Here is a 14,045-nt window from a genome sequence, read left to right on the forward strand (position 1 = left end):
TCTACTAATATATCTGTTGAATTATGACGGCTCAGACATTTACGTGTATCTTAGAGGTAAAACCGTCAGAGTCAGCTAGGGAGCTGTATACATGAATGCGCCCTTTAGGTTACAACCCATTCAAACGGCTATGTCCGATTCATCCAACGCTCAGGTGGCGGCACAGGACTTGGCGACTCAATTGCGTCATCCTGACTTGGGGTTTGTGCTGTTTTTTTGTTCCGCTGAGTACGATCTCACGCATTTGGGCGATGCTTTAGATCAGGTGTTTCAAGGCGTTCAGGTAGCCGGGTGTACGACAGCGGGTGAAATCACGCCTTTTGGGTATGCAAGAGGAACCGTGACGGCTATCGGCTTTGATCGACACTATTTCTCCATTGAAACCGCCTTAATTGAGGACTTGCAAAGTTTTGGTTTGCAAAAAGCTCAGCATTTGGTAGACGACCTGATTCTGCGTGGACGTCGTCAGCATATAGCGCCAACAAAAGGCCATACCTTCAGCCTGACCCTACTGGATGGGTTATCGAGTCAAGAGGAAATGGTGCTGGTTGCCCTGGATTCAGCCTTGGGCAGTATCCCTCATTTTGGTGGCTCGGCTGGGGATGATATTCAGTTAGCCAATACGCATATATATGTTAACGGACGCTTTAGAACGGAAGCAGCGGTTGTGATCTTAATTAATACGCCATTGGATTTTGAGGTGTTTACCACACACCACATGCGCAGTCGTGGTCAGAAATTGATCGTAACCGAAGCCGACCCAGGAACACGTACGGTGTTGGAGCTCAATGCAAGTCCTGCAGCCATTGAATATGCGGAAATGGTGGGTTTAACACCCGCGGAGCTAAATCCCGATGTGTTTGCACTGAACCCTTTGGCGGTTCGGATTGGCAGTGAGTACTATGTTCGGTCGATTCAACGTGTGAATCCTGATATGAGTCTGACCTTTTATTGCGCAGTGGGTAAAGGCATCGTGTTAACCTCCATGGAGCCTCAGCCTATTTTGCCGGATTTAGAGCGGCGCTTTCGCGATATAGAGCAACGCATAGGTGCGCCACTTATCACCATTGGCTGTGATTGTTTTTTAAGGCGTCTGGAAACTGAGCATTTGGGAGCCTTGGACGAAGCGTCAGCCTTTTTGGTGAAACACAAGGTTGTCGGCTTTAATACCTATGGTGAGCACTTTGACGGAGTGCATATCAACCAAACATTTACAGGTGTTGTGATCGGTGGAGCGCGTTAATGAACAACTTAACGGATGCGTCGGCAGCCACTAGACGGATAGCGCAGCTAGAGCAGGAAAATCAAAAGCTCAAACGGATCAATCAAGCGTTAATCGAGCGTGTTGAAGCGGGCAGTTCCATGAGTGCTGCGCCCTATGCCGCGTTTGAGCATTCGGCGGCCTTAGCGGAACAAGTCCGAGATCGGACAGAGGCGCTGTCGATTGCCTTATCTGAGTTAAAGCGCAGCAATCAGGCGCTAAAACAAGCGAATCAAGAAGCGGCAACGGCGCATCAGCGTTTGATCGACGCCATTGAAAGCATTTCAGATGCCTTCGTCTTGTTTGATCAAGATAGACGTATTCTGCTTTTTAACAGTCGTTTTAGTGACTATTGGCAGCAGACGGGTGTTCAAGTTGGGCGAGGCACCTCCATCAGTGATTTAAGACGACTGACCCGAGAAAAAGGGCTGATTCTTGAAGAGTACTGTGACGAAGGCAGTGTCGCCACGATTTTTCGGTTATCCAATGGGCGCTGGGTGCAGGTCTCTGAGCGACTGACGGGCGACGGTGGTTTAGTCATTTTGTACACCGACATTACTGAACTTAAAGCCAGTGAAGCGGTGAGGCGTGAAAAAGCCCTTGAGCAGAAGTCTAAGCTTCTGCAACGCACCGTTGATAACCTGTCTCAAGGTGTGGCTTTGGTTAACCATGAAGGGCGCTTAGAAGTGTGGAATCAGCGCTTTTTAGAACTCACGTCTTTATCGCCTTTAGATTTAACCAGTTCTTCGCAATTCTCCGACCTTATGCAGCTCTCTGAAGTGGTGTTGTTAACCCCCCAATCTGAGCAGGACAATGCTGAACCGCTGTTAGAGCTTGAACAACGTTTAAAAGATGGGCGTGTATTGGAAATCAAAACGCATCCTATGCCATCCGGTGGTTTTGTAAACACCTATACGGACATTACCGAGCATTACCGATACGCTGAAAATCTTCGCGAAAGCGAGCGCTGGATACGGTTAATCACGGACCATGTGCCCGCCTTGATTGCCTACCTTGGCAGCGATATGTGCTATCGCTTTACGAATCAGGTCTACGATGATTTTTATGGTTGGCCACGTGGCTCATTACTGGGTGAAAGCATTGGTCGGGCACATGGAGATGCCTCCTTCACGAAACTCTTACCCTATGTTGAACGTGCCTTAGCTGGCGAAAGTGTGACGTTCGAAATAGAGGAGCAAAATGCCGCTGGTGAAGACCGTCATATGCTCAAGTCTTACGTCCCTAATCTTGACTCAACGGGGACAGCGGTTGGTTTCTTCGTATTGATTCGTGATATTACCGACAGAAAGCGCACCTCTGAAGCACTTAAGCAGGCGTATCAAAACCTTGAACTGCGGGTTAGAGAGCGTACGTCAGAGTTAACGGAATTGAATCAGCAATTGCGTTTAGAAATTAACGAACGCAAAACCATCGAAGCCCGTTTACGAGAAGCCAAGCAAGAAGCGGAACAGGCGAACCTGTCTAAAACCAAATTCTTGGCGGCGGTTAGTCATGATTTGTTGCAACCTTTGAATGCGGCACGCTTGTTTACTGGAGCACTGCTCGATCAAAAGGTGCCGGAGCGAATTTTTTCATTGATTAATTCTGTGAGCCATTCATTAGAAGATGTTGAAAGCCTATTGGGAACGCTTGTCGACATTTCAAAACTGGATGCTGGGGTGATTAAACCCGATGTGTCGTCCTTTCGCTTGAGTGATTTGTTGGACAATTTAGCGTCTGAATATCGTCATGTTGCGGCGGCTGAGGGCATTGAATTCAGGTATGTGGGTAGTCAGTCGGTGGTGGCGTCCGATGCGACATTGCTGGCACGCATTCTAAGAAACTTACTTACCAATGCTATGCGCTATACGGAGCCCGGTGGGCGAGTTTTGCTAGGGTGTCGTCGTATTGGCAATCATGTGCTTTTGCAGGTGCATGACACGGGGAGAGGGATTCCTTCAGATAAGCTCCTTGAAATTTTCGAAGAGTTCAAACGTGTCGATGCAAACAAAAATCGACAGGACAAGGGCTTAGGTCTTGGTTTAGCAATTGTCGATAAAATATCGCGCATGCTTGCTCATCCCGTGTCTGTTATTTCTCACGAAGGGGTCGGTTCTATCTTTAGTGTTCAGTTACCCTTGGGCGAACTGGTGCCGCACAGCTTGATTCCGGTGTGTGAACGGGAAGGCTATGATCAGCATTTATTGGGTGCCCAGATTTGGATGATCGACAACGATGCGGCCATTTGCAATGCAATGAGTGTCTTGCTAGAGGGGTGGGGGTGTGAGTTATTAACGGCGCAAAGCTTGGATGAGCTGAATGAAAAAGTCAGTGTCGGCAGTGATCCAGTGGATCTCCTCATCGCCGATTATCATCTGGACAATGGTGTTGTTGGCACCGATGTTGTCGCTGAAATCCTTGGACGTCGTCGGGAGCTGCCACCGGTGTTAATGATCACCGCTAACTACACCAACGAATTGAAACAGCAAATTCGTGAATCTGGGTACTTGTTGATGAATAAACCCGTCAAACCCATGAAGTTGAAGGCGACGCTCACTCACTTGCTCAGAACGAGATCTTCCCAGTAGGAAGATCTCGTGCGTGTTAACGACGAAGGTAGTTGGAAAAGTCAATATCGCTCGCCGCGAGGATGGCTTGCACGCGGTTGTGGACGCCAAGCTTGGATAAAATAGCGGAGACATGGGCTTTCACCGTTGTTTCTGCAATATTCAGATTGTACGCAATCTGCTTGTTGGATTCGCCTTTCACCATTCGCTCAAGAACCAAGAGTTGACGTCGTGTCAGCGACTGCAATAACTCAGTCGGAACGTCCTTTTGCATGAGTTGACGGCGGTTGCGACGACTGTCCTGTTCGCTGCTTTGTCGAATGATATCGGGGGGGAGGTAAACATTGCCATTCAGAATCTGCTGCAAGGCTTCGGTCATTTGCGCTCGCGGTGATGATTTTGAAATGAAACCGACGGCACCACAGGTAATGGCTTGTAAGACCACTTGCTTTTCATCTTCCGCGGATACGATCACAACGGGGATGGTGGGTGCTTCGTTGCGAATTGAAATGAGGCCATTGAGTCCATTCATGCCGGGCATATTCAGATCCAACAGGACTAAGTCCAGTTCATCGTCTTGCGTTGCGATTTCAAGGGCATTGTCGAGATTCTCTGTTTCGATGATTTCAGCACCTTCAAAGGCAGACTGAATCACGCCACAGATGGCATCTCGAAACAATGGGTGATCATCGGCTATTAATATTTTATACACAATTATACCTGTTTATGATTATTATCAGGGTTATTTACAGTCAACTCTACTCAGCGATCTTAAGGAACCTCGCCTGTAGCGTATAAAAGTGCGTCCACTGCTAAGGGTTCTGGATGAGTCTCTTTTAAAGCATACCCTGCCTCAAGCCATCCGTCACTGCCTTCGGCATACCACAATAGTTGTGTATACCCCCAAGAATGTGCGCGTTTCACGGCATTCCATGACATCCAGCAATCAGCCGTGCAAAAAAGGGCGATGGGGTGGTTTCGATCGCCTTGGCTTAATTCGAACAAATGCTTGGCAAAGTACTCGATCCAATGGTTTTCTAACTCTCCCCAGCCAACGTTTGGAAGCCAGAGGCTGTTAGGGAGGGTTTGTCTTGGTGTATCGTAAATAAAGATACCATCGCGCCAGGTGACCGGTTGGACGTCGATTAGCCGTGTTTCAGGGTGTTTTTGTAACTGGTGACGGAGTTCTTCGGTTGTCAGTGTGATTCCGCCTTGAACCTCAAGCGGTGTCGCACTGCGATAGTAACTGATGCGATAACCCTCTGGTGAGAAGTGTGCAGGAGTATCTAGGTTTGTTGCCAACCCCGAAATGCTATATAGCATGAGTATTGCACCGATTGATCTGCGCCGTCTCATACCTCGGTACTCGTCTTGAAGGTTTATAGTTCATATAAACCATTACACTCCTGTTGCGCAAATGGCATAAGTAGACGTTCGAATAAAAAAAATACGACCTAAGTACTGTTTTGTGGGTTTATATAAGAGTTTAACGGTCTTTGGCTTAATTTAAGGTAAAATGAGCCTTCGTAAATGAAATAAGGGTGGAAGGGGTATGATGTATCTTTGGGTGAAGCTGTTACATATCGTGGCAATGACCAGTTGGATGGCTGGCATTTTCTACTTACCTCGTATTTATGTTCATTATGTCGAAGGACGCGCGGAGGGGCAGGATGTCTCACGGTTAGCCATCATGGCGCGTAAACTGTTTGGGTTTATGAGTATTATGGCGGTTTTTACACTGATATTTGGTCTGGTTTTATGGCTGGGCTTTGGCTTTCGCGGGGGGTGGATACATGCGAAACTTTTATTTGTTGCATTTTTGATTGGATATCACGGGTGGTGCTTTGCTTATTTGAAAAGGCTGCAAAGAGGGGAGTTGAATCAAAGCGGTCGTTATTTCAGATTATTTAACGAACTGCCGTTATTAATTTTTATCCCGATTTTGTATTTTGTGTTATTTAAGCCGTTTTAAAAACGAAACACACTTTTACTCATGGCTCAGATCCTGCAAACATCTGAGCCTGATTCGAGCCTGATTCAAGTGGTTCGCGCCAATAAACGCTGGATGCGTGCTTCAAGCCTAGCGACATCGTCTCGTAATGCCTCAACCTCACATGTAAAGCCTTCGACCTCTGCTGGAGGGGGTAATACTCGCGACTCTTCTTGAAGAAACTCTTTGGTGTTAAGCGCAAAACTGGCTGCGCTGTGTTTAAGGTAGCGTGACTGTGCTGTAAATGCCTCGGCGACTGGGTGAGCCAAGGTGTCGCCTAGCCATTCGGCCAACCAGGCTTCCCAATCAATTGAGAAATCCCTTAACAGTGCTTTAAGTGATTGCGCTAAATTAAGGTCCCCTTCAAGTTCAATACCCTGACCAAAGAGTTTCCCTTGTGACTGTTCAGATTGAGCCATGATGAACAAGTCGGCCGCTGTGCCCGTTAATGTTAAATCAGGAGGTGTTTCGCTGTGGTGCAGTAAATCGATGCCCTGCTCATGCATCAGGACGAAAAATGCGTAAGGAGGACTCGTTAGCGTGATATGGATGGATTTGCCCGCTAGTGACTTCACTTGAGCAAAGGCTGGAGTATTATGCTTTAACAATAGATTGAGACTGCTTTCGGCACTGCTCAGTAGTGCGGCCTCTAACATGGCTTGCATGCAAAATACTCCTTACATAGAGTCGTTTAAGGTTTGATGCCTGTGTGAAGTGCGACGACGCCGCCAGTCATGTTTTCATAATGACAGTTGACCAATCCTGCTGTTTTCATCATGTCTTTAAGCGTCTCTTGATCCGGATGCATGCGAATCGACTCCGCTAAATAGCGGTAGCTTTCAGCATCATTGGCAATGAGTTTGCCCATTTGCGGTAAGATGTTAAAGGAGTAAACGTCATAGAGTTTTGATAAAACAGGGTTGTTGGTTTTCGAAAACTCTAACACCATCAGCTTGCCACCCGGTTTGAGCACACGGTGCATTGACTTGAGGGCTGCGTCTTTATCGGTGACATTGCGTAAGCCAAATGCGATGGTGATAATGTCAAAGGTATTGTCAGCGAAGGGTAGGCACTCGGCATTGGCTTGAATGTACTCAACATTTCCGGCAGTGCCCGAGTCGATGAGTTTATCGCGCCCAACTTTGAGCATAGAGTCATTGATGTCGGCCAAAATGACTTTGCCATCGCGCCCCACGATCCTAGAAAACTTTTTAGTGAGGTCGCCAGTGCCGCCTGCGATATCAAGAATCGTATGGCCAGGGCGTGCACCGCTGCGCTCAATGGTGATACGTTTCCAAAGACGATGAACCCCACCCGACATTAGGTCGTTCATCAGGTCATATTTACCCGCCACTGAATGAAAGACATCTGCAACACGTTTGACTTTTTCATCAACGGGAACTTCGGAAAAACCGAAATGGGTGGTGTTGTCTTTATTGGATTCGCTCATAGTACTCGGTCTGCCTGACGGATAAGGTTCAAGATGAAGGATAGATTGTAACCTCAGTGAAGCACAATGTCCTGCGTCAATGTGATGTCTTCACAATCAAACCTTCATCACGTGATGCACCTGCGGCTTGTAATGCGGCGAGGTACTCTGTCCAGTAGTTCTCTGCATTGTGGGTTAAATCATGCAGATATTCCCAAGTGTACAGTCCTGAGTCATGACCATCGTCAAACACAATTTTCAACGCGTAATTTCCGCTAGGGATAATTTCTTTGATCGCGACCCATTTCTTACCTGTTTGTAACGTGCCCTGACCGATACCGTGGCCTCTCACTTCAGCCGATGGGGAGTGTACCCTCAAAAATTCGGCCGTGAGTTCAAAGCTTCCATCTGGGTAAATTAATTCGAGGGTTCTGGACTTCAAATGAAGACGTATATCGGTTGGTAATGGAATCTGAAGCATATCAAAACCCCTTGCGTTTGTTGGACGCTTAGGGCCTTAAAAAGGCCCTAAGATACAGGTTGTTAGAGGATGTAGTGACTTAAATCTTCATTGCCGCTGAGCTCAGCCAGTTGAGCGTTGACAAAGGCTTCGTCAATGGTAATACGTTCGCCGTTTTTATCCGATGCGGAGAACGACAGTTCATCCAACAAACGCTCCATCATGGTGTGTAGACGACGCGCACCGATGTTTTCAGTTTTTTCATTCACCTGAAAGGCCAGCTCTGCAATGCGACGTATGCCATCATCGGTAAACTCAATGAGTAAGCCTTCAGTGGCCAGCAGGGCTTTGTACTGTTCAGTCAACGATGCCGTTGGCTCTGTCAGAATACGTCTAAAGTCATCGGGCGTGAGTGCTTGTAACTCAACACGAATCGGCAAACGGCCTTGCAGTTCAGGAATGAGGTCAGAAGGCTTGGCTAAATGAAACGCACCTGAGGCAATAAATAAGATATGGTCGGTTTTGACCATGCCGTACTTGGTTGTGACGGTTGAGCCTTCAATGAGCGGAAGCAAGTCACGCTGTACCCCTTCGCGAGACACATCACCGCCACTACCGCTGTCGCTGCGCTTGCAGACCTTATCGATTTCGTCTAAGAAAACAATGCCGTTTTGTTCAACCAGATCAACTGCTTGCTGTTTGATATCGTCTTCTTTAACTAGATTGGCGGCTTCTTCATCGATTAAAAGCTTTAACGCATCTTTGACTTTTAAACGACGAGATTGTTTTTTCGCTTGGCCAAGGCTAGAGAACATGCTCTGCAACTGATTGGTCATTTCCTCCATGCCTGGAGGTGCCATAATTTCAACGCCCACTTTGGGCTGTGCCACTTCGATTTCAATTTCTTTATCGTCGAGTTGGCCTTCACGGAGTTTCTTACGGAAGATTTGACGTGTGGCCGTGTCTGTTTTAGCGGGCTCGTCGTAGCCTGTGCTGCGTGCAGGGGGCAGTAGCGCATCTAAAATGCGCTCTTCAGCGGCATCTTCCGCGCGCGTGCGCATTTTGACCATGGCCTGTTCACGAACCATCTTAACGGACATTTCGACCAAGTCACGAATAATGGTCTCGACATCACGGCCCACATAGCCGACTTCTGTAAACTTAGTGGCTTCAACTTTAATGAAGGGGGCATTGGCGAGTTTAGCCAAGCGACGTGCAATTTCAGTTTTGCCGACACCGGTTGGGCCAATCATTAAAATGTTTTTTGGGGTGACTTCTGGGCGCAATGCATCGCTCAGTTGCATGCGACGCCAGCGATTGCGAAGCGCAATTGCAACGGAACGTTTAGCCTGATCTTGACCGACAATATGACGGTTGAGTTCGTGGACAATTTCTCTTGGGGTCATTTCGGACATCAGGCTTCTCCTTGAGTGACAGATTCGAGTTGCTCAATGGTTAAGTTGTGGTTTGTGAATACGCAAATATCACCCGCAATGTGCAAGCTTTTTTCGACGATTTCTCTGGCACTCAGTTCAGTGTTGTCAACGAGAGCACGCGCGGCAGCGAGTGCATAGTTTCCACCTGAGCCAATGGCAACCACTCCGTCTTCTGGATCAATGACATCGCCATTACCCGAAATTAAAAAGGTTCGGTCTTTGTTTGCGACAAGCATTAAGGCTTCGAGTCGTCTCAGAACGCGATCGCTGCGCCATTCACGCGCGAGGTAGATGACCGCATTGACGATATTGCCTTGGTGTTTGTCGAGCTGTTGCTCGAATAAATCTCTAAGGGTGATGGCGTCGGCCGTACCGCCAGCAAACCCAGTGATGACTTGATGTTTAGCAAGGACATTTACTTTTTTCGCTGTCCCTTTCATAACGGTGTTGCCCAGTGAAACCTGACCATCACCCCCAACCACCACTTGGTTGCCACGACGTACCGAAACGATTGTTGTCATATTAAAAAATCCCGTTGCGCTTCAATTCATCATGATATGGATGCGCAATGGGATTTTTCAAGGGTTAGACGTTTGAGTGTGACGAAAAAACGCTCAAACGCTCGATTAATTGAGTGGAATCGGCATTGGGGTGATGCCAAGGCTTGTTAACTGGTTACGAGCACTGTTCAGTTCTGAACGATTATTGAATGGGCCTGTGCGTACCCGATACCAAATGCCATTCTCACCATCAACACGTGATGTGTGGACATTCGGTAGCCCCGAGAGCAATAGCTGTGCGCGCATGCGTTCAGCATCGCTTTCCGAACGGAAAGAGCCAGCTTGCAATAAAAAACGCTCTTGAATAGCACCCGGCGCATTGGCGTTTCGAGGGGTAGATCGATACACGTTCTGCGGTGCTTGCACTTCGCTTCTGGGCAGAATGTCATAAAAATCAAATCGACTTTCACGGACATCAGGAATGGGGTCGGCTTCTGGCTCAGCAGGTTGTGCTGGAGCGGCAACGGGGGCTGGAGCCGTCGTTGCCGGTGCAACCGGGGTGGGGGCTGCAGGTGCAGACACCGGTGGCTGTTTTGGCGCAGGTTGTTTAATTCTAGCGTCAGGATGTTCCGCTTGAAGCAAGACGTACAACAGTGAGCCAAGTCCACCGAGCGCAAGCAGCGTTAATAAGGGACGTTTATACGAGCCCTTAGCGGCAGGCGCAGACGGTTTCTTTTTGCTCGGCTTCGTTGCTACCAGTGGAGGTGCGCTTTTTGGACGTGCGGGTGCACGACTGGCTGAGCTGTTACTACGACGCTTTTGAGCAAAATCCTGCCTAGCCATAATTTACATCTGCTCCGGAGCCGAAACACCCAATAAGTTCAGACCGTTTGCCAATACCTGTCGAACGGCGACACTTAACGTGAGGCGAGCATTTCTCAGTGCAACGTCGTCTATGATCATTTTGTGACCATTGTACCAAGTATGGTAATCGCTGGCTAAATCACGCAAATAGTTGGCGAGAACATGAGGCTCAAAGTTTAAGGCCGCATTGCGAAGCACATCGGGATACTTGGTCAGTTGTGTAATCAGGTCTTTTTCTGTTTCGCTATCAAGACGCTAAGCTCAGCCACGCCTTGAGCCTGATCCCAGCTCATGTTTGCGTCTTCTAGTTTTCTGAGGACGGAGCAAACACGCGCGTGGGCATATTGAATGTAGTACACAGGGTTGTCTTTTGATTCAGATTTTGCCAACTCTAAATCAAAGTCCATGTGCTGTTCGGCTTTGCGGGTGACATAGAAAAAGCGGCAGGCATCGCTGCCAACTTCATCGCGTAATTCGCGTAAGGTCACAAATGAGCCTGAACGTGTGGACATTTGCACACGCTCTTCACCCCGATAGAGAATGGCAAACTGAACAAGGCGAACCACTAAATTGTCTGGGTTGTAGCCAAGCGCTTGAATGGCTGCTTTCACACGTGTGATGTAACCGTGGTGGTCGGCACCCCAAATGTTGACGACTTGATCGAAGCCACGATCAAATTTATTCATGTGGTAGGCAATATCAGACGCGAAATAGGTGGTTTGACCGTTGGCGCGTTTTACAACGCGGTCTTTATCGTCACCAAAGGCGGTAGATCTAAACCAAGTGTTGCCTTCGGCCTCATAGAGGTGGCCTTTTTCTTGAAGAATGTTCAACGCAACGTCGACATCGCCGCTGTGGGTTAATGAGCGCTCTGAGAACCAGACTTGGTAATTAATGCCAAACTCGCTCAGGTCTTCACGGATATCACCTAGGATCGACTCTAAGCCCGCACGAAACACGATTTCGTAGCCTTCTTCGCCCAGCAGTTCCTTCGCGCGCTCAATCAGGGCATCAATGTAGACGTCCTTATCGCCCCCATCGGCTCATCGGCAGGGAGGTTATCAAACACTTGAGCGTGGGTGCGTAAAAAGCGATTGCCATGCTCTTGCTGCAATGCATGTGCGATATCACGAATGTAGTGGCCTTGATACGCATTCGTTGGGAAGACCAGATCCATGTCCAGATCTTCTAAATAGCGTAACCATACGCTGGCCGCTAAGATATTCATCTGGCGGCCTGCATCGTTGACGTAATATTCACGCTCAACCTCAAGGCCCGCGGCTTCAAGCAGGTCAGCAACGCTGGCTCCATACGCAGCCCCACGACCATGGCCGACGTGCAAAGGCCCTGTTGGGTTTGCTGAGACAAACTCGACTTGTACGCGAGGACCTGAGTTGGCAGGTGCACGCCCGAATTCAGAGCCTTCGGTGAGGATTTTTTCAACGACCGAATAAATAGAGGACTGGTTGATGAAAAAGTTAATAAAGCCAGGGCCTGCGATCTCTGTTCGGACGACCTGATCTGATTGAGGAAGCGCGGCGCAGATTTTTTCAGCCAGTTGTCGAGGGTTGCATCGCGCCGCTTTTGCCAGAGTTAATGCAACATTGCTGGCGAGATCGCCATGGGCTTTGTCGCGTGTATTTTCAATGTGAATACTGGCGCTGGTGTCGGCGGGTAAGGTTCCCTCTGAGATCAGGTTTGTCAACGCTGATTGAATAAGATCTGCTATATGCTCTTTCATTAGATTACCGTTGGGTGAAAAAGATGCGCTTGCCGGCGCGACCGGAATACGTACTAACCCGTTATTATAATTCGTCTAGGCCCTAGAATGCCAACCCCATCAGTAACTATCGATAGGATCAACATCAATTGACCATCTGACTTTATTTTTCATGGGGTTATGTTCAACTTCATGCATAATCATGCGGAGGAGGGCATGCAAATGTCGGCGCTCTCGGCCCTGAATCAGCATTTGTGAGCGAAAAAGTCCCGCCCGTTTTTCCATCGGTGAGGGAAAAGGGCCTGACCAATGGTTACCCTGAGGTAGTGATAAATGCGTTTCGATGGCGTCACGAATCGAACGTAGAAAGGCTTCAGCCCAACCCTGACGACTGGCTTCTGCACGAATCAGTGCATGGTGGTGGAAAGGTGGAAGTCCTGCCCCTTGGCGTAAAACGAGTTCGCTTTTCGCGAAGGCTTCGTAACCCTGAGTGACCAGTGCGGCCAGCATCGGATGGTCAGGATGGTGGGTTTGCAGTAGAACCTCGCCAGAGAGTTCGGCCCGTCCCGCCCGTCCAGCGACCTGCAAAATTAACTGAGCCGTTTTCTCCATGCCACGAAAATCTGCGCTGAAAAGTCCAGCATCAGCATCGAGTACGGCCACTAACGTGACCTTAGGGAAATGATGTCCTTTGGCTAACATCTGTGTCCCAATCATGATGCAGGGTTCACCTGTGTGAATTTGCTTCATCATGTTTTCTAAGGCGTGTTTGCGTGAGGTGCTGTCACGGTCAATTCGCAGCACGGGTATGGTCGGGAAAAGGGATTTGAGCTGCTCTTCCGTGCGTTCTGTTCCGGCACCTGATGGCCTTAAATCCTCACTGTGGCAATGATGGCAGCGCTTCGGAATCGGTGTTTGCCGATCACAATGATGGCAATGCATATGAGCAGGCGAGCGGTGTAACGTCATGCGTGCATCGCAGCGGGTGCACTCATTCACCGCACCACAATCATGGCAAATTAAAGATGGCGAAAAACCACGGCGGTTAAGGAAAATGAGAACTTGTGTCTGAGCTGATAAATGCTGGCGTATGTGATGGATTAACTCAGGCGCCATTCCGGCCTGCAATGCCTCACCGCGAATATCTAAAAATTTGAACTTAGGGGTACTGGCATTGCCCGCACGTTGGCGAAGATGTAAATGCTGGTAGCGACCATCAAGAGCATTGTGCAGGCTTTCAAGAGAAGGTGTCGCTGTTGTGAGCAGCAGTGGAATGTCTTCTTTCTTCGCCCTTAATACCGCTAGATCTCGGGCATGATAACGAAACCCTTCTTGCTGCTTAAAAGAGGGGTCATGCTCTTCATCGACGATGATGATGCCGGGGTTCTTCATCGGTGTAAAAATCGCAGACCGAGTCCCGATTAAAATACGAGCGCTGCCATCTCGAGCCATTAGCCAAGCATCCAGTCGTTGCCGATCCGTAAGCCCTGAGTGAAGTGCCATGACCGGCACTTGGAAGCGTGCTTTAAAACGACTCAGAGTTTGAGGCGTTAACCCGATCTCGGGCACCAAAATAAGGGCCTGCTTTCCTTCTTTTAAAATGGCCTCTATTGCTTGTAAATAGACTTCTGTTTTTCCAGATCCTGTGACTCCCTCTAATAACAGCGTGTGAAATTGTGAAGGGTTTAGAAGGCTGTAGAGCGCTAAAGCTTGTTCTTCATTAAGCGTTAAGGGCGCTTCTTTCAGTATCGTTTCTGAGTCAGTTGCAACCTGATAGGGTCTTGGGTGGCTGGCAAAGGATTCCGCCAAGTGTTTATC

The 14,045-nt window shown here is 48.5% G+C and carries 15 protein-coding genes; 3 read left to right on the forward strand and 12 right to left on the reverse strand.

Annotated elements, in window-relative coordinates; genetic code table 11:
* The first annotated feature begins 91 nt into the window (after positions 1–91).
* Both nosP and D791_RS10015 read left to right on the forward strand, forming a co-directional pair.
* On the forward strand, positions 92–1,243 hold the full coding sequence (gene nosP, locus D791_RS10010; protein WP_036511056.1) for a nitric oxide-sensing protein NosP: 1,152 nt from the start codon (positions 92–94) through the stop codon (positions 1,241–1,243).
* Positions 1,243–3,849 carry a hybrid sensor histidine kinase/response regulator gene (locus D791_RS10015; RefSeq protein WP_036511059.1) on the forward strand — a complete coding sequence of 869 codons (2,607 nt, stop codon included), beginning with the start codon at positions 1,243–1,245 and terminating at the stop codon, positions 3,847–3,849. The genes nosP and D791_RS10015 overlap by 1 nt, the downstream gene beginning before the upstream one ends.
* 16 nt (positions 3,850–3,865) lie before the next feature.
* On the opposite strand, the gene D791_RS10020 is transcribed toward D791_RS10015, so the two are convergent.
* Together D791_RS10020 and D791_RS10025 are read right to left on the reverse strand one after the other, a co-directional pair.
* Positions 3,866–4,540: a response regulator gene (locus D791_RS10020; protein ID WP_036511062.1), complete on the reverse strand. Its 675-nt coding sequence runs from the start codon at positions 4,538–4,540 to the stop codon at positions 3,866–3,868.
* Positions 4,541–4,599: 59 nt separating this feature from the next.
* Entirely contained in the window at positions 4,600–5,151 is a 552-nt protein-coding gene (locus tag D791_RS10025; protein WP_051514409.1) for a rhodanese-like domain-containing protein, read from the reverse strand.
* A gap of 229 nt (positions 5,152–5,380) precedes the next feature.
* Between D791_RS10025 and D791_RS10030 the strand changes: the two genes are divergently transcribed.
* Complete coding sequence (locus tag D791_RS10030; RefSeq protein WP_036511065.1) at positions 5,381–5,800, forward strand: CopD family protein; 420 nt, start codon at positions 5,381–5,383, stop codon at positions 5,798–5,800.
* Positions 5,801–5,865: 65 nt separating this feature from the next.
* Here D791_RS10030 and D791_RS10035 read toward each other — a convergent pair whose 3' ends face one another.
* From D791_RS10035 to D791_RS10070, 10 genes are all read right to left on the reverse strand, one after another.
* Positions 5,866–6,483 carry a ubiquinone biosynthesis accessory factor UbiJ gene (locus D791_RS10035; RefSeq protein ID WP_036511067.1) on the reverse strand — a complete coding sequence of 206 codons (618 nt, stop codon included), beginning with the start codon at positions 6,481–6,483 and terminating at the stop codon, positions 5,866–5,868.
* A gap of 26 nt (positions 6,484–6,509) precedes the next feature.
* Complete coding sequence (gene ubiE / locus D791_RS10040; protein ID WP_036511069.1) at positions 6,510–7,268, reverse strand: bifunctional demethylmenaquinone methyltransferase/2-methoxy-6-polyprenyl-1,4-benzoquinol methylase UbiE; 759 nt, start codon at positions 7,266–7,268, stop codon at positions 6,510–6,512.
* A gap of 76 nt (positions 7,269–7,344) precedes the next feature.
* Positions 7,345–7,728, reverse strand: a complete 384-nt coding sequence (locus tag D791_RS10045; protein ID WP_036511072.1) for a gamma-butyrobetaine hydroxylase family protein — start codon at positions 7,726–7,728, stop codon at positions 7,345–7,347.
* 62 nt (positions 7,729–7,790) lie between these two features.
* Positions 7,791–9,122 (reverse strand): ATP-dependent protease ATPase subunit HslU, encoded by a 1,332-nt coding sequence (hslU, locus tag D791_RS10050; RefSeq protein ID WP_036511075.1) that lies wholly within the window; start codon positions 9,120–9,122, stop codon positions 7,791–7,793.
* Positions 9,122–9,664: an ATP-dependent protease subunit HslV gene (gene hslV, locus D791_RS10055; RefSeq protein WP_036511078.1), complete on the reverse strand. Its 543-nt coding sequence runs from the start codon at positions 9,662–9,664 to the stop codon at positions 9,122–9,124. Before hslV ends, hslU begins: the two co-directional genes overlap by 1 nt.
* Before the next feature lie 105 nt (positions 9,665–9,769).
* Entirely contained in the window at positions 9,770–10,486 is a 717-nt protein-coding gene (locus D791_RS18955) for an SPOR domain-containing protein (RefSeq protein WP_051514410.1), read from the reverse strand.
* A 3-nt stretch (positions 10,487–10,489) separates the two neighbouring features.
* Complete coding sequence (locus D791_RS20905) at positions 10,490–10,705, reverse strand: DALR anticodon-binding domain-containing protein (RefSeq protein ID WP_237748592.1); 216 nt, start codon at positions 10,703–10,705, stop codon at positions 10,490–10,492.
* A gap of 26 nt (positions 10,706–10,731) precedes the next feature.
* Complete coding sequence (argS, locus tag D791_RS20910; RefSeq protein WP_237748593.1) at positions 10,732–11,466, reverse strand: arginine--tRNA ligase domain-containing protein; 735 nt, start codon at positions 11,464–11,466, stop codon at positions 10,732–10,734.
* Between the two features lie 44 nt (positions 11,467–11,510).
* Positions 11,511–12,248, reverse strand: a complete 738-nt coding sequence (argS, locus tag D791_RS20915) for an arginine--tRNA ligase domain-containing protein (RefSeq protein WP_237748594.1) — start codon at positions 12,246–12,248, stop codon at positions 11,511–11,513.
* A 99-nt stretch (positions 12,249–12,347) separates the two neighbouring features.
* Positions 12,348–14,036 carry a primosomal protein N' gene (locus D791_RS10070; protein WP_337588627.1) on the reverse strand — a complete coding sequence of 563 codons (1,689 nt, stop codon included), beginning with the start codon at positions 14,034–14,036 and terminating at the stop codon, positions 12,348–12,350.
* Positions 14,037–14,045 lie beyond the last annotated feature (9 nt).

It is taken from the genome of Nitrincola nitratireducens (genome assembly GCF_000585235.1).
GTDB classification, from domain to species: domain Bacteria; phylum Pseudomonadota; class Gammaproteobacteria; order Pseudomonadales; family Balneatricaceae; genus Nitrincola; species Nitrincola alkalisediminis.